The sequence below is a fragment of the Hwanghaeella sp. LZ110 genome (assembly GCF_048892525.1).
Lineage (GTDB): Bacteria > Pseudomonadota > Alphaproteobacteria > UBA8366 > Aestuariispiraceae > Pacificispira.
Genome location: NZ_JBLZHT010000010.1, coordinates 32,367 through 55,646, shown reverse-complemented (window position 1 = coordinate 55,646; position 23,280 = coordinate 32,367). Strand labels below are relative to the sequence as shown.

At 55.2% G+C, this 23,280-nt stretch carries 20 protein-coding genes; 7 read left to right on the top strand and 13 right to left on the bottom strand.

Features of this window, described 5'->3' with window-relative positions:
- Position 1: 1 nt before the first annotated feature.
- On the bottom strand, positions 2-2,161 hold the full coding sequence (locus tag ACOSDM_RS17540) for a hypothetical protein (RefSeq protein ID WP_420725860.1): 2,160 nt from the start codon (positions 2,159-2,161) through the stop codon (positions 2-4).
- A gap of 271 nt (positions 2,162-2,432) precedes the next feature.
- A complete protein-coding gene (locus tag ACOSDM_RS17535; protein WP_420725859.1) occupies positions 2,433-3,089 on the bottom strand; it encodes a DUF2062 domain-containing protein in 657 nt (218 codons plus the stop codon).
- Positions 3,090-3,307: 218 nt separating this feature from the next.
- Between ACOSDM_RS17535 and ACOSDM_RS17530 the strand changes: the two genes are divergently transcribed.
- Positions 3,308-4,714 carry an FAD-binding oxidoreductase gene (locus ACOSDM_RS17530; RefSeq protein WP_420725858.1) on the top strand — a complete coding sequence of 469 codons (1,407 nt, stop codon included), beginning with the start codon at positions 3,308-3,310 and terminating at the stop codon, positions 4,712-4,714.
- Between the two features lie 82 nt (positions 4,715-4,796).
- Here ACOSDM_RS17530 and ACOSDM_RS17525 read toward each other — a convergent pair whose 3' ends face one another.
- A complete protein-coding gene (locus tag ACOSDM_RS17525; protein WP_420725857.1) occupies positions 4,797-5,009 on the bottom strand; it encodes a DUF1127 domain-containing protein in 213 nt (70 codons plus the stop codon).
- Between the two features lie 128 nt (positions 5,010-5,137).
- Between ACOSDM_RS17525 and gcvA the strand changes: the two genes are divergently transcribed.
- Positions 5,138-6,052 (top strand): transcriptional regulator GcvA, encoded by a 915-nt coding sequence (gene gcvA / locus ACOSDM_RS17520; RefSeq protein WP_420725856.1) that lies wholly within the window; start codon positions 5,138-5,140, stop codon positions 6,050-6,052.
- Here the strand turns inward: gcvA and ACOSDM_RS17515 are convergent.
- The 5 genes from ACOSDM_RS17515 to ACOSDM_RS17495 form a co-directional block, all read right to left on the bottom strand.
- On the bottom strand, positions 6,049-6,501 hold the full coding sequence (locus ACOSDM_RS17515; protein ID WP_420725855.1) for a BLUF domain-containing protein: 453 nt from the start codon (positions 6,499-6,501) through the stop codon (positions 6,049-6,051). The genes gcvA and ACOSDM_RS17515 overlap by 4 nt on opposite strands.
- Positions 6,502-6,612: 111 nt before the next feature.
- The gene (locus ACOSDM_RS17510; protein WP_420725854.1) at positions 6,613-7,647 is read right to left on the bottom strand and encodes a site-specific DNA-methyltransferase; all 1,035 of its coding nucleotides are present in this window, start codon (positions 7,645-7,647) and stop codon (positions 6,613-6,615) included.
- 176 nt (positions 7,648-7,823) lie between these two features.
- Positions 7,824-8,480, bottom strand: coding sequence for a ribonuclease HII (locus tag ACOSDM_RS17505; RefSeq protein ID WP_420725853.1), 657 nt, complete (start codon positions 8,478-8,480; stop codon positions 7,824-7,826).
- Positions 8,473-10,056, bottom strand: coding sequence for a cation:proton antiporter (locus ACOSDM_RS17500; protein ID WP_420725852.1), 1,584 nt, complete (start codon positions 10,054-10,056; stop codon positions 8,473-8,475). The genes ACOSDM_RS17505 and ACOSDM_RS17500 overlap by 8 nt, the downstream gene beginning before the upstream one ends.
- 48 nt (positions 10,057-10,104) lie before the next feature.
- Positions 10,105-10,281, bottom strand: a complete 177-nt coding sequence (locus ACOSDM_RS17495) for a DUF4169 family protein (protein ID WP_420725851.1) — start codon at positions 10,279-10,281, stop codon at positions 10,105-10,107.
- A gap of 114 nt (positions 10,282-10,395) precedes the next feature.
- Between ACOSDM_RS17495 and ACOSDM_RS17490 the strand changes: the two genes are divergently transcribed.
- Positions 10,396-13,056: an AsmA family protein gene (locus tag ACOSDM_RS17490; RefSeq protein ID WP_420725850.1), complete on the top strand. Its 2,661-nt coding sequence runs from the start codon at positions 10,396-10,398 to the stop codon at positions 13,054-13,056.
- On the opposite strand, the gene ACOSDM_RS17485 is transcribed toward ACOSDM_RS17490, so the two are convergent.
- The gene (locus ACOSDM_RS17485) at positions 13,036-13,677 is read right to left on the bottom strand and encodes a TetR family transcriptional regulator (RefSeq protein WP_420725849.1); all 642 of its coding nucleotides are present in this window, start codon (positions 13,675-13,677) and stop codon (positions 13,036-13,038) included. The genes ACOSDM_RS17490 and ACOSDM_RS17485 overlap by 21 nt on opposite strands.
- 106 nt (positions 13,678-13,783) lie before the next feature.
- Between ACOSDM_RS17485 and ACOSDM_RS17480 the strand changes: the two genes are divergently transcribed.
- Together ACOSDM_RS17480 and ACOSDM_RS17475 are read left to right on the top strand one after the other, a co-directional pair.
- Complete coding sequence (locus tag ACOSDM_RS17480) at positions 13,784-14,335, top strand: HutD family protein (protein ID WP_420725848.1); 552 nt, start codon at positions 13,784-13,786, stop codon at positions 14,333-14,335.
- A 133-nt stretch (positions 14,336-14,468) separates the two neighbouring features.
- Positions 14,469-15,446, top strand: coding sequence for an HNH endonuclease (locus ACOSDM_RS17475; RefSeq protein WP_420725954.1), 978 nt, complete (start codon positions 14,469-14,471; stop codon positions 15,444-15,446).
- A 116-nt stretch (positions 15,447-15,562) separates the two neighbouring features.
- Here ACOSDM_RS17475 and groL read toward each other — a convergent pair whose 3' ends face one another.
- Positions 15,563-17,221, bottom strand: a complete 1,659-nt coding sequence (gene groL, locus ACOSDM_RS17470) for a chaperonin GroEL (protein WP_420725847.1) — start codon at positions 17,219-17,221, stop codon at positions 15,563-15,565.
- Between the two features lie 77 nt (positions 17,222-17,298).
- Positions 17,299-17,613, bottom strand: coding sequence for a co-chaperone GroES (groES, locus tag ACOSDM_RS17465; protein ID WP_420725846.1), 315 nt, complete (start codon positions 17,611-17,613; stop codon positions 17,299-17,301).
- 319 nt (positions 17,614-17,932) lie between these two features.
- On the opposite strand from groES, the gene ACOSDM_RS17460 reads away from it, so the two are divergent.
- On the top strand, positions 17,933-18,253 hold the full coding sequence (locus tag ACOSDM_RS17460; protein ID WP_420725845.1) for an usg protein: 321 nt from the start codon (positions 17,933-17,935) through the stop codon (positions 18,251-18,253).
- Between the two features lie 7 nt (positions 18,254-18,260).
- On the opposite strand, the gene ACOSDM_RS17455 is transcribed toward ACOSDM_RS17460, so the two are convergent.
- Positions 18,261-19,034 (bottom strand): class II glutamine amidotransferase, encoded by a 774-nt coding sequence (locus ACOSDM_RS17455; RefSeq protein ID WP_420725844.1) that lies wholly within the window; start codon positions 19,032-19,034, stop codon positions 18,261-18,263.
- Positions 19,035-19,108: 74 nt separating this feature from the next.
- Positions 19,109-20,455, bottom strand: a complete 1,347-nt coding sequence (locus ACOSDM_RS17450) for a M24 family metallopeptidase (protein ID WP_420725843.1) — start codon at positions 20,453-20,455, stop codon at positions 19,109-19,111.
- Between the two features lie 270 nt (positions 20,456-20,725).
- On the opposite strand from ACOSDM_RS17450, the gene ACOSDM_RS17445 reads away from it, so the two are divergent.
- Positions 20,726-23,161: a GcvT family protein gene (locus ACOSDM_RS17445; protein ID WP_420725842.1), complete on the top strand. Its 2,436-nt coding sequence runs from the start codon at positions 20,726-20,728 to the stop codon at positions 23,159-23,161.
- Positions 23,162-23,280 lie beyond the last annotated feature (119 nt).

Genomic DNA, 23,280 nt, shown 5'->3' with positions numbered 1-23,280 from the left:
GTCACTCATTGCTAATCAGCTTTCTGCCGATTTTTTCTCCAATTGGTATGAAAATGGGTTCTGTCCCAGGGGCAAGTTTACCAGCCGCTTTGCCAGAGGCATAACCAGCTATCGCTCCTGCAAGAACGGCGTTTTGGGCGTTTCGTGTTTTTGTCGCGAGTTCGTCTACGAATGTGGGATTTTTTTTCATGTAATTTTGTATCCCAATCACGTCTTTGGTCGACAGGCCGTGTTTCCTTATCATGGATTGCATGACGTTTTTTTCGGCTGTATCGAGGCCTTTCACAACAGAGGCCGCCTCGGCACCTGGACCACTCACAAATCCCACAAGAGCTTTGGCACGATCTAGCATCGTGGGCGCAACGTTGCTCTCTATGGTGTTAAGAGTTGATGCCGCTCTCAAAGGAGGAACAACACCCAGTATGGAGAGTGCAAGATTTGTCTTATTGTCCAAATGACGTTGTTGCGCTGTTTCTGCACGGGCTATCCCAAACCCAAGGACCTCATCTAATTCTGCGTTAGGAAGTTTTGGGTAAAGCAGTAGCGCTTTATTTTCGGCATCCAGATTTTGACTAAGAATCTCAAGAATTTCCTCACTCACAGCAATTTCTTCATCAACTGCACCAGCACTAATTGATGGGTTTTGAAGTGAGGTTTTCCTTGCTGCGTGGAGTTCTGTGAGAGTTTGAGCCTCTGAAATTACCCTAGAAAGAGTTTTGTTTGCCTTCTCGGCTAGTACTCCCCTTTCATTATTATATTTTCTAAAACCTCCCGGATAATCTTGATCTAGTTTGCGAGCAGCAGTTTCAAATTCTGAATAGCGCGCATGAAATGAAGGATCTTGTATCGTGGATGCTACATCTTCGATTTGCTTTGGTATTTCAAGCCCACCACTATTATTTGAGGAGGTTAAGGATCGAATGAGTATTTTCTGCAAACCAGCTGCATATGGAAATGCTTCTTTGATCCGCATTCTCAATTCTTCTGTATTCATAATATTGCTATGACCAGTTAAGTGCTTTTTTACTTCCGAAAGCAGAACATCCCGCTGCCTGAAATCTGAGATTGTTTCAGGTGTGATGATAGCATTCACATCCCCGATTGTGGCGGGGGTGCCGTCGGCGGTTCGGACGAGGTCTCGGGTTTTGGCATCATACAGATAGGCGTCGCCGGTATGTGGGTTGCGTTGCACCTCATAGGATTTTGCGGGGGAGTCTGATGTCGCGTTAGACTCTGGGTTGGGTGCCGGTGCCTGAGAGGGGGCGTCTGGATGCGGGGATGCTGTCCGCTCCGGGGGCTGCATCGTGGGCGGTTGAGTTGCCGCTGGTGTGGGCTGGCTGTCAGGCTGCGCGGGCTCGCGCGGGGCCTCTGGATGCGGGTTCGGCGTCGCCTGAGACGGGCGTGTATCCTGAGATGGGCGATGATCCCAGCCCAGGGCTTTCTTTGCCTGGGTCATGAAGTCTTGATGCGCCGCTTCCCGGCGGTGGGCTGGCAGGTTCTGCCACAGTTGATCTGAGATATCCTGGAATTCCGCCTTGAACTGGACCGGGTCGATATCCTGTGCATCTTTCAGGATTGGCAGGATTTGTGTCGGATCCGATGCCCGCGCCATCGCCTCCGCCAAGCGTCCATTGGAGGCGCGCGCCTCTGCAGACAGCGGTGACGGGCGTTTCGGTGTCACGGACATTGGTTTTGGCGTCGGTGCGGGCGCAGCGGCCTTTGCCTGTTGCTGAGTCTGAGCCTCAACGCGGGATTTCCAGGCCTGGATTTGGTCGCGGCTGGTCTGTGCGGCGCTGGGGCTGTCCGGTTGGGTGCTGGTAAACGATACAGGTTCATTTTTATGGGGCTGCCAGAGATTATGAACCTCTGACCCCTTGCCGGTGCCGGTTGAGGGCAGTTCATTAGAGGAAGGGCTGGGAGGATCGAGGAAAGGCAAATGCTGGATTGCCGCATCCGGAGGCGTATAGGACGGCATGGGCGTCGGAGTGGGCGGGGGCGTTGATGCTGGGCCAGTGCCCGCATCACCCAGACTAGATGGCCCATAGGAAAGCCCAGGGGGCAAGTTAGATGGCCCAGAGGGCAGGTTCGCCCCAGAGGGCGTGGCGGATGTCGGCGTGCCTTTTGGTAACAGATCGGTGGCTGTGGTGCTGCTGGTTCCCATGATGGGTCTCCTTAAAAGTAAAAAGACCCCGGACAGCCATCGACAGGCGGGGAGGATATCCCCACCGTATCGTGGCGTGACCAGAGTCTCAGTTGGATTGAGTTGCTTGAGTTTTAATGGAAAGGGAGCCCGTCCGAATTTGGACGCAATTGTGGCCCCATCCCGAGATATATATTATCCATTAAAGAGAACATGTCAAGAATTAATTTATGATAGTCACGGGGCTGCCTTAGTGCGCATGTTTAAAGCTGGGCCGCGCGGGCGCGCATGTTTAAAGCTGGGCCGCGCGGGCGCGCTCTTGGGCCGCGCGTTTGCGGGCCAGACGCTGTCGCCGTTTCAGGGTCTGGCGGCGTTGCTGGGCGCGCAGCTTTTTCGTGAACTTCATCGTCAGGACAAAGCCCGCCCAGGTTCCAGCGATGGTCCAGGGTATGCATCCCAGAAACAGCGGCACACCCCAGGTACGGAAGATCTCCACCGTATAAACCCATAGTGAATCCAGGAAACTGGAATCCTGGGCCAAAACGCCTTCGATATGGGCGCGGAACGCATCAAAGCCCAGTGATGTCGTGTCGCCCATTAGCAGTCGCCCTGTCATCAGGCACAGATAGTAATAGGCTGGTGCGGTCAGCACGTTGGTCGGCCAGGTCCAGGCCAGGGCGACCAGAAGATTGAACTTCCATTTCGGCTTCAGCCATTTTGCCAAGGCCCAGAAAATCAGGATCATGGGCATCTGAATGCCAACCGTAGGGGTCAGGCCAAAGAACAGGCCAATGGCGGTCCCGCGCGCTGTGACGAGGCCATTATGGCGGCCCCTGGCAATAGGGATGATCAAGCGATAGCGTAACAGGCGCGCCAGCCCCTTCACGCGGCGTGGTTTTGGCTCTGGGCCGGGCGGGGAAGTGTGGTTTGTGGGCTCGATCTCTGCCATAAAGTCTTGTGCGGTTTACCAGGGTTTTTGAAAGCACGAGGTCGCGCGTCACGAAAGATTAGCACCTTATCGTGAATTTGATATGTGACAACGGTTGATGTGTCGCAGGGTCTCAAGTTACCGCTTGTTTCGGTTTTGTCGGCCTGCCTGTTACATGGTATAGCTGCCCCCTGTCGTGCAAGAACACGATGCTCAAAAATTTTTCTAAGGGGATGGATATGGCAACCGCAATGGAACGGATCGGCAGCGGGTTTAGCGACAATCCCGCATTGGATATTCTGCGACAGCGCTTTGGAGAGCGCGCCACCAGCGGTCAGGCGATTTGTGACCAGCATGGCCGGGGGGAGGGCTGGTATCCGTCCGCACCGCCGGATCTGGTTGTCTTTGCCGAAACCACAGAAGACGTGGCAGAGGTGGTTCGAATCTGTGCGGAGCATAAAGTGCCTGTGGTCCCATTCGGTACTGGCACCTCCTTGGAAGGCCATGTCGCGGCCCTGAAAGGCGGCGTCAGCCTGGACCTGTCTGGTATGAATAAATTGCTGGAAGTGAATGCGGAAGATCTGGATTGCCGCGTGCAGGCCGGTGTGACGCGCAAGCAGTTGAATGAAGACCTGCGCGATACCGGACTGTTCTTCCCCATCGATCCCGGCGCCAATGCGTCTTTGGGCGGTATGGCGTCCACCCGTGCGTCGGGCACCAATGCGGTGCGCTATGGCACGATGCGGGAAAACGTGATGGGCCTGACGGTGGTGACCGCCGATGGCCGGATCATCAAGACCGGGGGACGGGCGCGTAAATCTGCGGCTGGATATGACTTAACCCGTCTGTTCGTAGGGGCAGAGGGAACCCTGGGCGTCATCACGGAGGTGCAGTTACGCCTGTATGGCATTCCAGAATCCATCCGTTCGGCTGTGTGTCAATTTCCGGATCTGGAAAGCGCGGTCAATACGGTGATTTTGACCATCCAGTTGGGCATTCCCGTCGCGCGGATTGAATTGCTGGACGAGGTTCAGATGGATGCCTGTATCCGCTATTCCAAACTGGAAAATTTCGAGGCGAAGGTAACCTTGTTCTTTGAATTTCATGGAACAGAGGCCAGCACCCATGAACAGGCACAGCAGGTTCAGGAAATATCCGCAGAACATGGCGGCAGCGCCTTTCAATATGCCGCGACCCAGGAAGAACGCACAACCCTGTGGGAGGCGCGGCACAATGCGTTTTATGCCGCCTGTGCCGCCGTGCCCGGCAAAAAGGGCATGGCGACGGATGCCTGTGTGCCGATCTCAAAACTGGCGGACTGTATTCTGGACACTAAACGGGATATTCAGGATTCCGGGCTGTATGCGCCGATTGTCGGGCATGTTGGCGATGGCAATTATCACCTGTGCCTGATGTTCGATCCGGATGATCAGGAAGAATTGGGACGGGCCAAGGCGCTGGTGGAACGGATGAACCACCGGGCGATCTCTTATGGCGGCACCTGTACCGGGGAACATGGCATCGGCTATGGAAAAATGCATTTCCTGACCGCGGAACATGGGGAAGCGGTGGCGGTGATGCGCCAGATGAAGAAAGCGCTGGATCCGGATAACATCATGAACCCTGGAAAAATTCTAAGTCTGTGACGGAACAAATAAAAGGCCGGGACGTTAATCCCGGCCTGTCTGGCTGATGTGAGTTCACGGCGGATAGGGGGCCGCCTGTGCCTCATTTCACCCAGAATGGTTTGACCGCTTCCACCAGCATTTCCTTATGGCTGAGGCCAATATCTGCCAATTGCTCATCGGTCATGGTTTCCAGCTGACGGCGGCTTTTCCAGCGGAAATGCCACAATTTGATCAGGCCGCCCAGGGTCAGACCATCCCGCGTCAGTTGATGGGCATAGCCGGTATAGGTGGTGTGATATAAAGCATCGCTCATGATCTTCACTCCGTTTGTAAATCTCTATTTCGTGCTCTCTTGAAGAACAAAATAGGAGTTGCTCTGTGTGCCCGCAAACGCGAAGATTGAACCCTTAGGCTTAGAAAAACTTATTGAAGAGGTGCGCGATGCGGCGACTTCCCCCCCTGAAAGCGGTTCGCGCCTTTGAGGCCTCGGCCCGGCATGACAGCTTCGTCGCGGCAGCAGATGAATTGGCGGTGACGCCCTCTGCGATCAGTCAGCAGGTTAAACAATTAGAAGCCTGGCTGGGCCAGCCCTTGTTTCGGCGCCTGCCCCAGGGTTTGATGCAGACCGATATTGCGCGGGGTTACCTGCCTCATATAACGCAGGCACTGGATATCATTGATCAGGCATCCCGGGCGATCACCTCTGGTCAGACAAACCGCACATTAACGGTAACCTGCCTGTCCTCCTTTGGGGCGCAATGGTTGGGACCGCGTCTGCATCGCTTTTATGCGGCCAATCCCGGTATCGATGTCTTGTTGGCGACATTTGATAGAACTGTTGATTTGGAAACAGAGGATGTTGATATCGCCATTCGGTATGGCAAGGGCGACTACCCCAACCTTCATGTTGAAGAATTGGGTGAGGACAATCTGGGGGTCGTGTGCAGCCCGGAAGTATTGAATCATCCCAAATACCCTCTGAAATCATATGCGGATCTTGCGCATCATGTCTTGTTGCATGATGCCCATGCACTGCCAGGGCATTCCGTAGAATGGACAGGTTTTTTGGATAAGCAAAAGGTGACGGGGATTGATGCAACCCGTGGCCCGCGCTTTAGCGACAGTCACATGATTGTGCAAAGCTGTATCGCGGGCCGGGGCATAATGATTGGGCGGTCGGTTCTGATCGAAGATGAGCTAAACGCGGGTATTCTGGTTGCCCCCTTTGGGATGCCACAACAATCATTGATGCGCTATCGCCTGTTGATGCGCAAAGGCGCCATAGCCGATCCTAAGATCGCGACGTTTCGCAATTGGCTGTATGAAGAGTTGGGCAAGACCCCCCCTGACTTTTAAGGCTGACTTGGGGGCGTGTTGTGCAGTTGAAGAGAAAGGCCGTTGAGCGTTTGATCCAGAACCGCAGGCGTTGCATTTGGGCTGCAGTTTGCAAAGGCCTCCATCGCGTCCTCTACGCCTTTTAGACCCGCAATGGACAGCAGTTCCGATACATTGGTATCGATATACGCCATCGACCAGTCTGTAAAAACCGGATACTCAACGGTTTCATCTGTCAGGATCGTTAAATGGGTATGACGGGGATCTGCCGTGATGCGTCGCAAGGCCGCGTCGACTTTCCCCGGCGTCCCTTCCAACACTTGAGCAAATACGCCTTGCAAGTGCAAGAGCAGGCCAGTCACACCATCTCGCCGATTGTTGCGCCGGCTGACGTCCAGAATTGTGGCGATGTCTTTTTCGGATGGTCCAGTCATGGACCTTGAAAAGTATACCAACCGCCGAACAGCCATGTGTCGTATCCCAATTGCATCATACTGTCAGGGTATACGCAGGCGCGCATGGTCTTAGATCACACCGAGGCGGATCGCATCGGGTGCCCAAGACCATGCGGGTATCGGCGATCAGTGCAGCTCTGCGCGAATACGCTGACGGAAGGCGTCAATCGGAACGGCGGCCTTTTTCAGGTCGGATTTGACCTGCCAATAGGTCCAACCATTACAGGACGGTGCCCCTTGAACCAGGGCACCCACCTGATGGATGGAGCCGCGATGGTCGGCAGAGATAATCGTGCCATCGGCGCGTACTTTTGCCGTGTGACGGTTACAGGGGCTCACCAGCACCGTACCGGGGCTCAAAAGGCCGCGTTCGACTAATAGGCCAAATGGTATGCGCGGTTCTTTGCGCTTGGGCGTCGTATGGGCGATGGCCTCGCTGTCGGATGCTTCCGGTTCAGCGGCGATACGCGCGGTTGCGACCTTGATGTACTTGTCTTCCCGCTCAATCCCGATCCAGCGGCGACCCAGGCGCTTTGCCACAGCCCCGGTCGTCCCGGTGCCGAAGAAAGGATCCAGCACAACCTGACCCGGCTGGGTCGATGCCAGAATGACGCGGTGAAGCAGGGCTTCTGGTTTTTGCGTCGGATGCGCTTTTGACCCTGTTTCGTCCTTCAGGCGCTCACCACCGGTACAGATCGGCATGGTCCAGTCGCTGCGCATCTGAAGGTCTTCATTCAGGGCCTTCATGGCCTCGTAATTGAAGGTATAGCGGGCATCCTTATCTTTCGAACACCAGATCATGGTTTCATGGGCATTGGTGAAACGGCGGCCCTTGAAATTTGGCATCGGGTTGGTTTTCACCCAGATCACGTCGTTCAGCATCCAGAAGCCGATATTCTGTAAAGCCGTGCCGACGCGGAAAATGTTGTGATAGCTGCCGATGACCCAGATCGTGCCCGTGGGCTTAAGAATACGACGCGCCGCTGCCAGCCAGTCGCGTGTAAAACGATCATATGCATCGAAATTATCAAATTGATCCCAGTCATCGTCCACCGCATCCACTTTGGAATGGTTGGGTCTGTAAAGAGAACCGGCCAATTGTAAGTTATAAGGCGGGTCCGCAAAGATCATATCTACGGAGTTTTCTGGAAGTGACCGCATGTGTTCAATACAGTCCCCTTTCAGAATTTGATTCTGAGGAAGTTTTACCATGATTCTTCATGTGCCTATGTGTTTGCCAGGACCTGAATCATGATTCTTTAAGGACTCGCGGTCAACAAGTAATTGATTCTACTTGAATTTTTCTACATGTAGAGTCATGCCTCGCGTCGAGGACTCTATATCTTGATATCATTTTCCAATCGTGCGCGGATCGGGGCGAAGGATTTGCGATGGTGCGGTGTGACACCCAGTGTTTTCAACCCGTCCTGATGCGCCTTCGTGCCGTAGCCCATATTCCGATCCCAGCCATAACCGGGATAGTCCCGCGCCAAGTTCCCCATTAATCTGTCACGGTGGACTTTTGCGATGATCGATGCCGCCGCGATGGATAGAGAATGACTGTCCCCTTTCACAATCAGGCGGGTCGGCAGGCACAGCCTGGGGTCTCGATTGCCATCGACAAGCGCACCCATGACCGGCACAGGTAAAGCCGATAAGGCACGTCGCATGGCCAGCAGGCTGGCTTGCAGAATGTTCAACGTATCGATTTCCGGGGCGCTGGCGGACCCAAGACCATAAGGGACGGTCGCGCATAACAAATCATACAGCGCGTCCCGGCGCGCCGCCGTCAGTTTCTTGGAATCGTCGATCATTGATACAATTGACAGTGGCAGTCCTGCATCATCCGCCATCGGATCCGGCAGGATAACGGCACAGGCGATCACCGGCCCGGCCCAGGGACCACGACCGACCTCATCCAGGCCTGCAATGGGGCAGGGGCCGGACACACCAATATCGTCAATCAGGGCGCGTTCAAAGGATAAATCAGGCATCGTCCTGATCTGGATCCGATGATGTGCGTGCAGAAGGTTGTACCGTCTTTGCAGGGCTGGCCGTGTTATCGGATTTTGTTTTTGTCGTTTTTGATGTTGGTGAACTTGGTCGAGACGCCTTTGCTTTGGCTGCGCCCTGCGGTGATGTTTTTTTGTTCGCAGGCAGGGTTTCATCCATTTCTGCATCGGCAATGACAGTGGTGGCAGCGCCATCTATGGTGCCGCCAATGCGATTTTGCGCATCACCGGCATCCAACTTTTTACCAACTTCCCGCCGCAGTTTTTCCAGCCGCAATTGAGTCCAGGTCGCAACTTGGAACGCCCCGCTATAACAGGCCTTAGAGGCTTGTTTGGTGACCTGCCATTCGCGGAAATAGGCGAAGCGGAAGAGGCCGCTAAGGCTAGAGATGCGGCTGGCGGCACGATGTTTGATTCGACGGTTCAGGTCGAACATGAAGGGGCTGACAATCAAAGAAATCACCGTCAACGCGACGATCATTTTATGGATTTCGTCGCTGATTACAGCAACGGAGGATGCCAGCGCCGCCATGACAAAGGAAAACTCTCCCAATTGTCCGATGACCAGAGAAACGGAAAAGGCGGTCTGCCAGCTTTGCCCCTGTAGCCTCAGGATCAGAACATTCAGGGCTGTCTTGAAGATGATCACAAACAGCAACAGGCTCAGGATCAGCCAGATATTATCCCAAACGAAGGGCAGATCGATCAACAGGCCGATGGACAGAAAGAAGACCATGATCAGGATGGCTTGAATCGGTCCTGCATTCTCATGCACTTCTTGTCGCTGCGCACTGTTACCGACAATAAGGCCAGCTAGAAAAGCCCCAAAGGCGGGCGACAGGCCAATGACCCCGGCAATTGTTGCGAAGCCGAAACAAAAGGTCAGCGCCGCCAGTGGCTTTAGATCTGAATTGGGGCTGACAATCTTGTGGAAAGGCAGGTTCACCTTGGATCGCCGCGTCAGAAAAAGAATGATTGCCAGCAGTATCCCGATGGAAAGCGATACTTCCACAATCATGTGGATCAAACCGCCTTCCTTCTGAGCGGACATATTGGAGATCACAACCAGCATGGGGGCGACCGCCAGATCCTGGGCAATCAGGATGCCGACTGTCAGGCGCCCGGTATTGTTGCGCAACTCCCCGGTTTCTTCCAAAACCTTTACCGCAACGGCGGTGGAAGACAATGCAAGGCAGAAACCAAACAATATGGCCCATTCAACCGGCCATTCAAACAACCCACCCAGGATGTATAGTGCACCCACGGACAAGCCGATCTGGGCCAGGGCCGAGATGATGGCAACCTTCCAGATTGTGCGAAAGCTGCGCAGGCTGAGTTCCATGCCGATGAAGAACAGCAGCATGATCACGCCCAATTGGGCCAATAAATCGATGGTTTCGCGGTTTTCTACAAGCGACAGACCGTTTGGCCCCAGGATCAAACCGGCAAAAATATAACCGATGATGGCTGGTTGGCGCAGGCGCACCATGGCCATGCCACACAGCATGGCGGCAACGGCTACAATTGCAATTCCGGTGATATCAGAAATTCCGTGCATAATGTCTCAGCTTAGCACGCTTTTACTGAGGCGATAGCGTTAAATCCTTCAATCCACGAGCTTTTTTCCATCCAGCTGATGCGACTCGCGGGCCTTCTTTGCGGCGTCCTGACCTCGGGTCTTTGTCGATATGCCATGTTTTGCCCGGTTTGCATCTGCTGTCGCTTCTTTATGAGCACGGGCTTTTTGTTTGCGGGCGGTTCTCAAGTTAACGATATCAGCCATTGAATGCCCTTTTTTATCTATTGGTCACAGGCTTAGTTTAATCGCTTCCTATTGACCACGTCTAGGCAGACCTGCGAAAGGTATTGCGGTTTGGGTAAAGGGGGCCTTTGGTAAATGGCGGAGAGTGCAGATACGCCACAGCGCGGTCAAAGCAGGCGCAGGGGTCGCATCAGGCTGTGGTTGGCCGGTGCGATTGTCGTGGCAGTCATTGGGCTGCTGTGGGCCGGGCCGCGCTTTGTTGATTGGAGCCCCTATAAAGCGGATGTTGCATCCCTGATTTCGAAACAATTGGGGGTGACGGTCGTTTTGCGGGGCGGATTACAGATTGAGATACTGCCCCAACCGCGCATTACCGCCGCCGATATCGCTATTACCGGCGAGTCTGTAACCGGGGCGATCCGATGGTTGCGCGGTAGCTTGAATCCCCGCGCCTTGCTGTTTGGTCGATTGATTCCAGAGGATTTAGAACTGGTCGAGGCCGATCTGGAATTTCCCCTGCGTCTTGCCGCGACCGGGCGGTATGATGGCGCAACCTCTGTTGTTATTGAGGAGGGGCGCCTGCGGTTCCAGGATGGGCCCGATTGGCTGCCCGATCAGTTGGAGGCAGTGAATGGGCGCTTAACGCTTGGCGCAGATACGAAGACCGCCCCCAACCGGCTTTATGCCTTTGATGGTGAAGCGCGGGTTCTTAATGAACCGTTGGGGGTTTCGGTGGAAGGTCGCATGGATGGCGCGGTCAGCCTGTCGGTTGGGCATGGCCCCAGCGCCAGCGATCTGGCAATCCAGGGGCGCCCGACGGAAAATGGTGGGTGGTCGGGCAAGGCAACCCTGGTGCTGGAAGAAGTTGGCTTTTTGTCTACCCTGAAGGCGGATGCGATCACCCGTCTGTTGGGGGAAGGAGCCGCAACACTGGATACCCGCATCGACTCCAGCGCTGATAATGTCCTAAGCATCACCCTGGAGAATGTGCAAAGCAGTCAAGTGACCGGGGCCGGCACTGTGACGCTGGTTTCCGGGTCACGACCGGCCCTGGACATCAAGCTGGATCTGTCCCGGGTAGATATGACAGGGCTGGACCCGGCACAGGTTGGTACCTATGGCAGCCATTTAATCACTGATTTCATGCAGGGCGTTCGTCTGTTTTCAGGTGTGGATATCACCAGCCTTATTCGGGCAAGATCCATAGCCTTTCAGGATCAGACCCTGCGCCAGGCGACAGTGTCTTTTGCATCGGGTGGCGGAATTGCGGTTGTTGATCGTGCCAGTATCGCGCTGCCGGGTGATGCGGATCTTAGTGTGCTGGGCACGTTCGAGGCAAAAGAAGACACCTGGCAGTTCGAAGGGGAGGCCGGCCTGGTCGCTCGAGATATTCGCCCTGTTCTGGCATGGCGGGTGCCGGAACTAACACCGCTTTTGGATACCCTGCCGCCGGATCGGTTAAGTGCCGTCGATGCGACCGCCAAGATGTTGATTTCAAATGGTGGCTTTGAATTGACGGAAATTAAGGGGCGCCTGGACGATACCGTTTGGGCAGGTGCAGTATCGGTTTCCCGGGTCGGGGATGGCCCATCAGTGCAAGCAGTCTTGCAGGGGGACGCCCTGAATTTAGATCGTTACGGGGCGTCCGGAACGGGGGTCGATGCGATATCTCAGATTTTGGCGCTGTTGGGACGTGGCCCGCAAAGCGTCACCCTGTATCTGGACCGTGTGATCTTCAACAGTGTTCCCGCAACCGCCATCACGCTGGATCTGCGCAGCAATCAACAGGATATCGATGGCATTGAAGGAGCCCTGGCGATCGCGGATCTGGCCGGGGCACAGGTTATGGGACAGATTTCCCTGAATGCGGCGCAGGCGGGTCAAGCTCAGCTGGCGGCGGAAATTCCTGCGCTGGATCGCGTTTTAGGGGCCTTTGGCGTCGCGGCGCGCCGTGCGGCCGGTTTTGCCTCCTTCGGACAAACATCGGTGACACTGGACCTTTCCCTGGCTCCAGAACGGGGCGTCGGATATGCCTTTGAGGCCATGGGCACGGGTGGTGACGCGCGGGTGAACGGTGTCTATACGCCAGGTTTAATCCCCAGGCTGACGATCAGTGATGGCAGTTTCAATGGCAGCATAGGGGGGTATGATCTGACCCTGTTTGATCTGGCTGCCGGATGCGATGGCGATGGCGGCGGTGGTTTTATGTGCAAAGGTGCTAGCGCCGCAATGCCGGGATTGAGGGTAACCGGCGACGTGACCGCCGCACGCACAACCGATGCGGTTGATGTGACAGTGGCGTTGCAAGAAAGCATGGTGGATCTGGGCCTGTTTTCGGCGCGGGCAGGGTTGCCGCTGGTGCCCGATGGGTCCGCGATCCTGACAGGGGATCTGGTTGGAACGGGCGCGGCGCTGGATGCCGCCATTGCGACCCTGTCGGGGACCATCGATGTGACCGGTACGGCATCCCTTGTGCTGCGGTCCCGTGGGGGTGGACAGATCGGCAATGTGGGCCGTCTGCGGGGCTATATTCGGCAGGCCTTTGGTCAGCCCGGCCTGTTGAACGGACAGATTGTTCTGGCACCGGACGGGCTGAGCACAAATCTAAGATTGCAGGGGAATGATGGGGTATTTGCTGAAGGGCAGGCCAGAGTGTCCCCCGGACTGGAAACCCTGAATGCCTCCATGAAAGTCAACAACCCGAAGGAGACCGGGGCCCTGTTATCGCTTACCGCCACTGGGGAAGTCGGTGCCCCCAGTGTGCGCCTGAAAGGATCATGGCTGCGCGCCCAGTGATGGGTCGGCCTCTACATCATTGGGCGACGCTCGGCGGTGGGGGCTTGATTGCATCCATGTCGCAAGGCGCTCCGCCTGGCCCAGCGCTTTGTCCAGGGCTTTCATCGTCTTTGCCAGGTCGTCGCTGTCATCCTTTTCCCAGATCCGCAGGCAGTGCAGCCAGACCACACTCAAGCCTTTAATCCGCATGGCCCCGCGCAGTCCGTCGGCGGACGTTCCTGCAGCCTCAAGATACCAGCCCAATGCCGTCATGCCATGGGGGGCAAGGCATAGCAGGGCAGCGGGGTCTCGTCCCACGTCCTGCAGTATCGCCCGCAGGGCGGGGCGATAGGGGGTCAGCGCATCGAAGCGCCGCATTAACAGGTCGAACAGACGGTCGCGCACGGTCTCCTCTGGTCCGAAACCGGCATCCTCGCCCAGGACATCTGCGTCCAGGCGGCGCAGGAACAGTTTCAGGATATCCAGCTTATTGGCGACACGTTGGCGCAATGCGCCCAAATCCATCTCGGCGCGGTCTGCGATGTCCTGCAATCGAACGGCCGCATAGCCGCGTTCTGAAAACAGCGCCATTGCCGCGTCGACGATCTGGGCGTCCAAATCAGTCTCTGGTTTTTTTGCCATAACAACCTCTTTCCCTTTGCTCTTTCAAGTGGGGCCTAATGCCTTTGAAGACAAGCCTTCGCTTTTCAATACAAAACTTGACGAACCCTGTGCTAGGGTCCGGCACATGAGACTATTTAAGGCGCAGGATTATAAGGAAATACCGTGGAAAAACGGTGGCGGCATCACGCGGGAAATCGTCCTGAAAGAGGATGAGGAGGGCTTCCTGTGGCGATTGAGCATTGCCGATGTCAGCAGCGATGGCCCCTTCTCCAGCTTTCCAGACCGGCATCGCATCCTGACCGTGGTGTCGGGCGTTGGGATGCGCCTGAAGGACAAAACCACCGGGGCGGTTATCGAAGCACTGCCGCAGAAACCCATCGATTTTCGGGGTGATCAGGAAATTGACAGTGAATTGCTGGCAGGCCCGATCCAGGATTTCAACGTCATGTTTGACCCGTTGCGGGTAAAGGCGGAGGTCCGGGTTCTGCGCGATGACACAGTCTTACCGCGACCAGACGGTCAGCACGCCCTGTATTGCTTGTCTGGGGCCGGGGCGCTGGATCAGCAGGATTTATGTGCCGGTGAAACAGCGGTCTGGACAACGGGGGAGGATCGATTCCTAACCCTGCCAAGCGATTGCGCGATGTTGTCCATTCACTTGGCCGTGGTTGGGTAAGAAAAAGGGCGGCGCTTCTATGGGTAGAGAGGGGAATAAAAAGTGGCGCAAAATTTAACATATCGAGAATCCTAAAAAATAATGTAAAGGTAGATCTTCATGAAATATACAGCTGGAGGATGTTGTGCGTTATATGTTTCAGAGAGTGGTTCACAATGAGGCTTCCTGGAAGAAGCCGACAATCGGGCGATTAAATACCAAGATTGATAAAGGCTACATTGTAGAAAATGGATTTGGTCATGAGGATTGGAATTTTAGTGGTGATGTAGCTAAAGACAAATATGTGCATGGTTATTCCTATCAGATGCCGAAAGACAGCTCTGGGAATTTTATAATTGTATTTGCGGTCTACACTCGTGGAATCGGGTGGTCGGTATGTGGATATTATGAAAATGTGATTTTTGATTCAGCGGGCGCGGATTTTTCTGACTCGATTTTAAGTCGACGAGCTGAAGAATTATTGTATCTCCGCCAACATGGATCGTTGGGTGGGGAATTTCAGCGTCGTTCCAAAGCCACAATAATCGCAAAACTTAAAAGTGAAAAATCTTTTTACCGGCTCAAAGTTTCCCCAAATGACGTTCACTCTCTCCAGGTTCCTGTCAATCTGTCAGCAGATTTTACAAACCGTGTAGAGACAACAGGCAAAAGATTTGGTGCATACTTTAGTACAATGACAGAGATCTCTACAAATGAGTGGAAACACATTAAAAGCGTAATCTCAGATTTTGTCGATCAACCCCGGTTAGACGACTTCTCTGACGGAGGAGATGTGGAGTTTCCAGAGGGAGCTAAGGTTCAGAAGAATCACTTTTCGTATGAAAGAAACGCGCAGCTTGTACGCGAGGTTAAGGCAAATTTTTTGAAAAAACATAAAAGGTTGTTTTGCGAGGTTTGCAATTTTGATTTTAGAGAAACCTACGGAGCGCTTGGTGATGGCTTCATCGAGGCACATCACATTGTCCCTTTGAGTGAAAGCACTTCAAAACGAAACTCGAGGCCGAGTGACCTCGCTCTAGTTTGTTCCAATTGCCACAGAATGCTTCATAGGAAAAGGCCATGGGCTGGAGGTATTGCAGAATTGAAAGGGCTTTTAAAGGACAGGGGTTGAAATATACCAAGCAGTTAGGAGCGCATTTAAGATAAGGTCCAACTACTAAGAAAAAGGGCGGCGCTCCCGCAGGAGGCCGCCCTTTCTGATCTCAGCGCGGGGCTGAGCGGGGATGCTTACATCATGCCGCCCATGCCACCCATGCCGCCCATGCCACCCATATCAGGCATGCCGCCGCCGCCTTCGCCCTTCGGCTCGGGCTTGTCGGCGATCATGGCTTCGGTGGTGATCAACAGGCCAGCAACAGAGCCCGCATCCTGCAGGGCACAGCGCACAACCTTAGCCGGGTCGATAACGCCGTCCTTGATCAGGTTCACGAATTCACCGGTCTGGGCGTTATAGCCCCATTCGGTATCCTTCGATTCCAGCAACTTGCCGACGATCACGGCACCATCTGCACCCGCGTTGTCAACAATTTGACGGGCCGGGGCGGTCAGGGCCTTGCGGATGATTTCCACGCCGACTTTCTGGTCCTCATTGGTGACCTTCAGGCCATCCAAGGCTTTCAGACCGTACAGAAGCGCGACGCCGCCACCAGGGACGATGCCTTCTTCGACGGCTGCGCGGGTTGCGTGCAGGGCGTCGTCAACGCGGTCCTTCTTCTCTTTCACTTCGACTTCGGTCGCGCCGCCAACACGGATCACGGCAACACCGCCAGCCAATTTGGCCAGACGTTCCTGCAGTTTTTCACGATCGTAGTCGGAGGTGGTGTTTTCGATCTGCTGTTTGATCTGGGCAACGCGGGCACTGATCTCTTTTTTCTTGCCTGCGCCATCGACGATGGTGGTCTCGTCCTTGGAGATGGAGACATTCTTCGCCGTACCCAGCATGTCCAGCGTCACGGCTTCCAGCTTGATGCCGACATCTTCGGAGATGACCGTACCGCCGGTCAGGACCGCGATGTCTTCCAGCATTGCCTTGCGGCGATCGCCAAAGCCTGGGGCCTTCACAGCAGCAACCTTCAGGCCGCCGCGCAGCTTGTTCACGACCAGGGTCGCCAGCGCTTCGCCTTCGACATCTTCAGAGATGATCAACAACGGCTTACCGCTTTGCACGACCTGTTCCAGAACCGGCAGCATGGCCTGCAGGTTGGACAGTTTCTTTTCGTGCAGCAGGATGTAGGGGGATTCCAGTTCCACCTGCATACGCTCGTTATCGGTCACGAAATACGGGGACAGATAGCCACGGTCGAACTGCATGCCTTCGACGACGCTCAGCTCGGTATCCAGTGATTTGGCTTCCTCAACCGTGATAACGCCTTCATTGCCGACTTTTTCCATGGCTTTGGCGATCATTTCGCCGACGTCCTTGTCGCCATTAGCGGAAATCGTGCCGACCTGGGCAACTTCGCTGTTCTGTTTGATCTTGCGGGCGCGCTTGGCGATGTCGGCGGTAACCGCTTCGACAGCCAGATCAATGCCGCGTTTCAGATCCATCGGGTTCATGCCCGCAGCAACAGCTTTCGCGCCTTCGCGGACGATGGCCTGGGCCAGAACCGTTGCGGTGGTGGTCCCATCGCCTGCCAGATCATTGGTCTTGCTGGCAACTTCTTTCAGCATCTGGGCGCCCATATTTTCGAACTTGTCTTTCAGTTCGATTTCCTTGGCAACCGTGACACCGTCCTTGGTGATGCGCGGCGCGCCGAAAGATTTGTCGATGACCACGTTGCGGCCCTTGGGACCCAGGGTCACCTTGACCGCATTGGCCAGAATGTCGACGCCTTTGAGCATCCGCTCACGGGCATCAGAACTGAATTTTACATCTTTAGCTGACATAGTCGCTACTCCATTTGTCGTGTTTTAATGTGGCAGTAACGGGATTATGGAAGACCCCGAAAAGGCAGCCTTCGCTTTTAAGCGGCTTTCTTGGACGCAGCCTTCGTTTCAATCACGCCCAGAATGTCACTTTCCTTCATGATCAACAGGTCTTCCCCGTCGATCTTTACTTCCGTACCGGACCATTTTCCGAACAACACATGGTCGCCCGCCTTCACATCCAGGGTACGGACGCTGCCGTCTTCCTGAATCTGGCCATTACCAACGGCAATGACTTCGCCTTGCATTGGCTTTTCCTTGGCGGTTTCGGGGATGATGATGCCCCCAGCGGTTTTGGTGTCTTCTTCTACGCGGCGCACAACAACGCGGTCGTGCAGGGGACGGAATGCCATGATTGAACCTCCTCAATTTTAGACAAAGGTTTGTCACGCTGTAATTAAGGTTGGCACTCTTGGCATGAGAGTGCCAACCCTCGTGCGGTGGATGTATTAAAATCGGTCAAAATTTTCAAGAGGGAGTTTTGATTTTTATCAGCGCTCTCGGTTGATTGCTGCTAATGCACTGAATTATAACATTTTTATTGCAGTGCAAAGAAAATCGGTGGCAGACTTTCACATCAAGGGATGCGTCTGTGACCACTGAGAATCGACCCGACGATTGGTCCTGGGCGCTCTCCGCAATGTGTTGCTCTTGCTGTTAAGGAGATTGTTTATGACTCAGTCTTTTTCAACCCCTCTTTCCCCGGCTTATGACGCATCAGAGGTGCCACAGGATGGCCTGTCACAACAGTTAAAGGGCTATCGTCTCGCCACAGCAGAGATTATCTATCACATGCCGGACCACCCTGCAGTTTTGCAATCCTTTCTGTGGCAACACCTGGATATCGCCCCTAAATATCCGGAATTACATAAATTCCTGGATTTCTGGGTAGAGGAAATTGAAGGTTCGCTGCATTCTGTCCATGTGGCGCGGTATGATCTGGTGACACCGGGCAACAGCCGGCATGTCGATGCTTGGATGCGACTGCACTGAATGTGCTCTAAAGGGTGAGCGGCTCCGTTACCATGCGGCCGTCTTGATAGATGCTGAGCACGTGCTGGGTTGGGACAGCGGTCCAGCGGGCGCGGTCGGTGTCCAAAGGTTCTGATACAACGGTTAACGCGCCCGAGCCTGATCCTGTATGGTACAGGGTCGGCGCATGAGGGTCACTGGAATAGCGGAAGGCGATCAATCGGGTGCCGTCGGACAGGGCGGCGGTGAAGCGCAAGGGATCTTCGACCTCTGCGGCGATCATTTCCCGTTCGACCAAAGACAGGCTCTCGCGCATCGCGCTGATCGGGTCGTTGTCCAATCCAAGGGACAGGGCCAACAGAAAAATCAATTCGGAATCTGTGGTTCCCTGGCGACCGCAATACAACGAGTCTGGCAGCCTCTGCTCCAGCTTGCGCCTGATTTTCGCATAGCCGCCGATCTGACCATTATGCATGAACAGCCATCGTCCATGGGTGAAGGGGTGGCAGTTGGACCGCGTCGTTGATGTACCTGTGGACGCCCGGACATGGGCAAAGAACAGGCGGGACCGAATCTGTGCGGAGAGATGCTTTAAGTTATCATCGTTCCAGGCAGGTAGGATTTCACGATACAGGCCCGGCTCTGGCCGCTCCCCATACCAGCCGATGCCAAAGCCATCACCATTGGTTTCGGATTTCGCCTCGGCTGCATGCAGGCTTTGATGAATCAGGGAATGATCCGGTTTGGTGACCAGTTCTTCCATGAACAGGGGTGGACCCCAATAGGCAAGCCATCGGCACATATCAAACGACCACTGTCTTCATTCGCGGTTACGATGGGTTCAATACAGCCTGCGTTGCCCTATTCTGCAAGGCCCTAGCTCAGTAGGCGTTGCTCGAACGGATATCTGGTCAGATTTTCAAATCCGGTCTCGGTGATCACCACCTGGTCTTCCAGCTTCACACCACAGGTGCCGCCAACCTCACCGACATAGGCCTCTACACACACGCACATGCCGGGTTCCAACATGCCATCATAGCCAGTCGATTCCCAGTCTTCCGGATACATCACGGCGGGATATTCGTCGCACAGGCCAACGCCATGATACATCACGCTATAGCGTCGTGCGCGGAATTTTTCTGGCAGGGGTTTCGCCCCTTGCATCAATTCCTTGAAGGACACACCGGGTTTCAGCAGCTGCATATTGTTCTGGATTTGCTCATAGGCGACTTGATAGACCTCACGCTCTGCATCCGTGGGCTTTCCGTCGCCAATCTTGAAGGTGCGCGACAGGTCCGCGCAATATCCATAGGGGCCGACCAGATCCGTGTCATAGGCCAGGATATCCCCTTCCTTCATGATCCGGGGGCCACATTCCTGAAACCAGGGATTGGTGCGCGGGCCAGAGGACAGGATGCGGGTTTCGATCCATTCCCCGCCGCGGATATGATTGCCCTTTTGCAATTCGGCCCAGGCGGCAACTTCGGTCATGCCGGGGATTACGGCGGCCTGCATTTCCGCCATCGCAGATTCACAGGCGGCAATCGCACAACGCATGGCGTTCAGCTCATTCTCGTTCTTCACCTTGCGGGCATGTTCGGTCATTTCCTGACCGATCCTGATCTTGAAGCCGATATTCTCAAGCGCCCAATAGGTTGCGATTTCGCTCTTATCCAGGCCCAGGCGGCGGTTATCTCCCGCATGGGCGCGCACGATGGTATCGACCTGCTGTGCGAACAGGGCGGCGCGTTCTTCCGCCCGCTGGGCGGCATCCATATAGAAGAAGTCGGCGCCGGGATGCACTTCCTTCACCAGCGGCAGATGCGCAGACAGATGGCGCGCCGGGGTATAATCCCACAGCGCCATATGCCCATCTGGCAGCACCAGACAGGCGCGGCAGAAATTATGCATCACCCAGATCTGCATATTGGTCGTGTCGGTGGCATAGCGGATGTTCAACGGATCGAACATCAACAGCCCGCCCAGATCATGCTTATTGACCTGTTCCACCAGCCGCGACAGGCGATAGTCCCGCAGCGAGGGCATATCCGGTATTGTCAGCCCCAGTGCCGCCCATTCCGCGAAGGCCAGATCCGTCGGCCCGATCTCTACCCGGTCACCATCATTGGGTGTCCCATCCGGCAGGAATTCGGTCAGTGAGGAAGGGCGGCGCGTCGGATCGATCTTGCGATTGGACCCAAGGACATAGGGATCATATGGCATGGCCTGTGGCTTTCAGAATGGATGGCGCAACAGCGCTCATTCCAGGTTATCTCTGGCGATAAGCTTGATCCCGGTTTTGATTTTCCGTCAATTCTAATAGCGGCGTGAAATGCCGGAAATTGGCTGGGATGCGACCTGTCTATACTTTCCCGATACCGACACGATTGGTGAGAATAAGACAGTTGAAGTCGCAGGGCGATTGTCGCGGCGGATAAAGACGCGCGATTGTCTGCGCTAGATGCTTATTTCTCATTTAAAAGGGTTGGTCATATGAAGTCGCATGCACAGGCGGTGGTAATCGGGGGCGGGGTTGTTGGATGTTCGGTACTGTATCATCTGACCAAGCTGGGCTGGAAAGATGTGGTCCTGATCGAACGATCCGAACTGACATCCGGGTCGACCTGGCATGCGGCGGGCGGTTTTCACACCATCAATGGCGACCCGCAGGTCGCGAAGCTGCAATCCTACACCATTGATTTGTATAAAGAGATCGAGGAGATTTCCGGCCAGTCGACCGGTTTCCACCTGACCGAAGGGGTGTTCCTGGCCGCGACGCCAGAGCGCCTGGAACTGCTGAAAGTGATGCAAAGCCAGGAGAAGCTGCTGGGCATCGAAACCGAATTGCTGACCCCGAAAGAGGCGGAAAAGATCCTGCCGATCATGGATCCCAAGGAATTCCTGGGGGCATTGTGGACGCCACTGCATGGGCATCTGGATCCATCGGGCACGACCCATGCCTATGCCAAGGCGGCCAAGCTGGGCGGGGCGGAGATTTACCTGAGAAACCGCGTCACCGACCTGCAGCAGAATCCGGACGGCACCTGGACCGTGATCACTGAACAGGGAACCATGCAGGCCGATCATGTGGTCAATGCGGGCGGCCTGTGGGCGCGGGAAGTCGGGCGCATGGTTGGCCTGGAACTACCGGTTCTGGCCATGGAACATATGTATCTGATCACCGAAGACATGCCCGAAGTGGCGGAGATCAATAAATCCACCGGCAAGGAAGTGCTGCACGTCGTTGATCCTGATGGTGAGATTTATATGCGCCAGGAACGTCAGGGCATGCTGATGGGCACCTATGAAAAGGCCTGCGTGCCATGGTCACCAAAAGAGACACCCTGGGATTTCGGCCATGAATTGTTGCAGGAAGATATCGATCGTATCGCCCCATCGCTGGAAGTCGGTTTCCGTCACTTCCCGCCATTCCAGCGCGCCGGGATCAAACAGATCATCAATGGTCCCTTCACCTTCGCGCCCGATGGCAACCCGCTGGTCGGCCCGGTGCGCGGACTTAAGAATTACTGGTGCGCCTGTGGCGTTATGGCTGGGTTCAGCCAGGGTGGCGGGGTCGGACTGGCGCTGTCGAACTGGATGATCAACGGTGATCCGGGCTTCGATATCTGGGGTATGGATGTGTCACGCTATGGCGATTGGACGACCATGGCCTATACCAATGCCCGGGTGCGGGAAAACTATTCCCGCCGATTCAAGGTCCGCTTCCCGAATGAGGAACTGACCGCCGCCCGCCCGCTGCGCACCACCCCGATCTATGAGCGCCAGAAGGCCATGAATGCGGTGTTTGGTGTCGCCTATGGCATGGAACAGGCGCTGTGGTACGCGCCCAAGGGCATGAAGCCGGTGGAAAACATCACCTTCCTGCGCTCCAACGCTTTCCCGCATATCAAGGCGGAATGTCAGACCGTCCGAAATGGAGTCGGACTGGCCGATATTTCGTCCTTCGCGAAATATGAAATCACCGGACCAGGGGCGGAAAGCTGGCTGAGCCATATGCTGGCAAACAAGATGCCGCGCCAGGGCCGCCTGACCCTGTCGCCCATGTTGAACGAAAAGGGTAAGGTGATTGGTGATTTCACGGTTGGCAAACTGGCCGACGAGCAATTTTTCATCTTCGGGTCCGGCGCGGGTGAAGCTTATCACATGCGCTGGTTTGAATCGCATTTGCCAGAGGACGGCAGTGTAACGATCAAGGCTCATGGCCTGGGCCTTGTCGGCCTGACCATTGCTGGTCCAAAGGCCCGCGAAGTCCTGGCTCAATTAACCGACGCCGATGTCTCCCATGATGCCATTAAGTTCCTGGATTTCAAAAAGATGGAATTGGGCATGGTGCCTGCCATGGTCGGGCGGGTCTCCTTCACCGGGGATCTGGGCTACGAGCTTTGGGTAAAGCCGGAATTCCACCCCCGCCTGTTCGATGACATCCTGACCGCTGGGGCCGATTATGGGATCAAATTGTTTGGGTCCCGCGCGATGCGCTCCATGAGCCTGGAAAAAGGATTCGGTTCCTGGGCGACGGAATATCGCCCGATCTATGGTCCTTATGCGGCGGCGATGGGCCGGTTTGTCGATATGAAGAAGAATGACTTTATCGGTCGAGAAGCAGCGATGAAGGAATTGCAGGACGGGCCCGCAAAACGGCTGGTGACTTTCACCCTGAAAGCAAAAGAAATCGATGTGATGGGCAACGAGCCGATCTATCGTGACGGCAAGATCGTCGGCTATGTGACGTCGGGCATGTATGCCCACCATGCCGACAAGTCCGTCGCCATGGGCTATATCCCCGCCGAGATGGCAGAGGAGTTCAGCGAGGATATCTTCCGGGTTGAGGTGTTTGGAGAAATGTTGCCAGCCACGATCCTGTCAGAACCATTGTTCGACCCCAAGGCTGAGCGCATGCGCGGTTAGGGGTATAAATAGGTCACTTTTCTCCCTCCCCCTAGAGGGGGGAGGACGGCTCTGTCTGCTCCCTCCCCCTAGAGGGGGGAGGACGGCTCTGTCTGCTCCCTCCCCCTAGAGGCAGGGGA

Excerpts from the sequence above, each read along its gene's own strand:
- ACOSDM_RS17505 (WP_420725853.1), bottom strand. The coding sequence starts at position 8,480 with ATGCCTGATTTATCCTTTGAACGCGCCCTGATTGACGATATTGGTGTG.
- ACOSDM_RS17510 (WP_420725854.1), bottom strand. The coding sequence starts at position 7,647 with ATGCGGTCACTTCCAGAAAACTCCGTAGATATGATCTTTGCGGACCCG.
- groES (WP_420725846.1), bottom strand. The coding sequence starts at position 17,613 with ATGGCATTCCGTCCCCTGCACGACCGCGTTGTTGTGCGCCGCGTAGAA.
- ACOSDM_RS17490 (WP_420725850.1), top strand. The coding sequence starts at position 10,396 with ATGGCGGAGAGTGCAGATACGCCACAGCGCGGTCAAAGCAGGCGCAGG.
- ACOSDM_RS17540 (WP_420725860.1), bottom strand. The coding sequence starts at position 2,161 with ATGGGAACCAGCAGCACCACAGCCACCGATCTGTTACCAAAAGGCACG.
- ACOSDM_RS17500 (WP_420725852.1), bottom strand. The coding sequence starts at position 10,056 with ATGCACGGAATTTCTGATATCACCGGAATTGCAATTGTAGCCGTTGCC.
- ACOSDM_RS17515 (WP_420725855.1), bottom strand. The coding sequence starts at position 6,501 with ATGGCTGTTCGGCGGTTGGTATACTTTTCAAGGTCCATGACTGGACCA.
- ACOSDM_RS17485 (WP_420725849.1), bottom strand. The coding sequence starts at position 13,677 with ATGGCAAAAAAACCAGAGACTGATTTGGACGCCCAGATCGTCGACGCG.
- groL (WP_420725847.1), bottom strand. The coding sequence starts at position 17,221 with ATGTCAGCTAAAGATGTAAAATTCAGTTCTGATGCCCGTGAGCGGATG.
- ACOSDM_RS17460 (WP_420725845.1), top strand. The coding sequence starts at position 17,933 with ATGACTCAGTCTTTTTCAACCCCTCTTTCCCCGGCTTATGACGCATCA.
- ACOSDM_RS17535 (WP_420725859.1), bottom strand. The coding sequence starts at position 3,089 with ATGGCAGAGATCGAGCCCACAAACCACACTTCCCCGCCCGGCCCAGAG.
- ACOSDM_RS17450 (WP_420725843.1), bottom strand. The coding sequence starts at position 20,455 with ATGCCATATGATCCCTATGTCCTTGGGTCCAATCGCAAGATCGATCCG.
- ACOSDM_RS17475 (WP_420725954.1), top strand. The coding sequence starts at position 14,469 with ATGTTTCAGAGAGTGGTTCACAATGAGGCTTCCTGGAAGAAGCCGACA.
- gcvA (WP_420725856.1), top strand. The coding sequence starts at position 5,138 with ATGCGGCGACTTCCCCCCCTGAAAGCGGTTCGCGCCTTTGAGGCCTCG.
- ACOSDM_RS17480 (WP_420725848.1), top strand. The coding sequence starts at position 13,784 with ATGAGACTATTTAAGGCGCAGGATTATAAGGAAATACCGTGGAAAAAC.
- ACOSDM_RS17495 (WP_420725851.1), bottom strand. The coding sequence starts at position 10,281 with ATGGCTGATATCGTTAACTTGAGAACCGCCCGCAAACAAAAAGCCCGT.
- ACOSDM_RS17530 (WP_420725858.1), top strand. The coding sequence starts at position 3,308 with ATGGCAACCGCAATGGAACGGATCGGCAGCGGGTTTAGCGACAATCCC.
- ACOSDM_RS17455 (WP_420725844.1), bottom strand. The coding sequence starts at position 19,034 with ATGTGCCGATGGCTTGCCTATTGGGGTCCACCCCTGTTCATGGAAGAA.
- ACOSDM_RS17525 (WP_420725857.1), bottom strand. The coding sequence starts at position 5,009 with ATGAGCGATGCTTTATATCACACCACCTATACCGGCTATGCCCATCAA.
- ACOSDM_RS17445 (WP_420725842.1), top strand. The coding sequence starts at position 20,726 with ATGAAGTCGCATGCACAGGCGGTGGTAATCGGGGGCGGGGTTGTTGGA.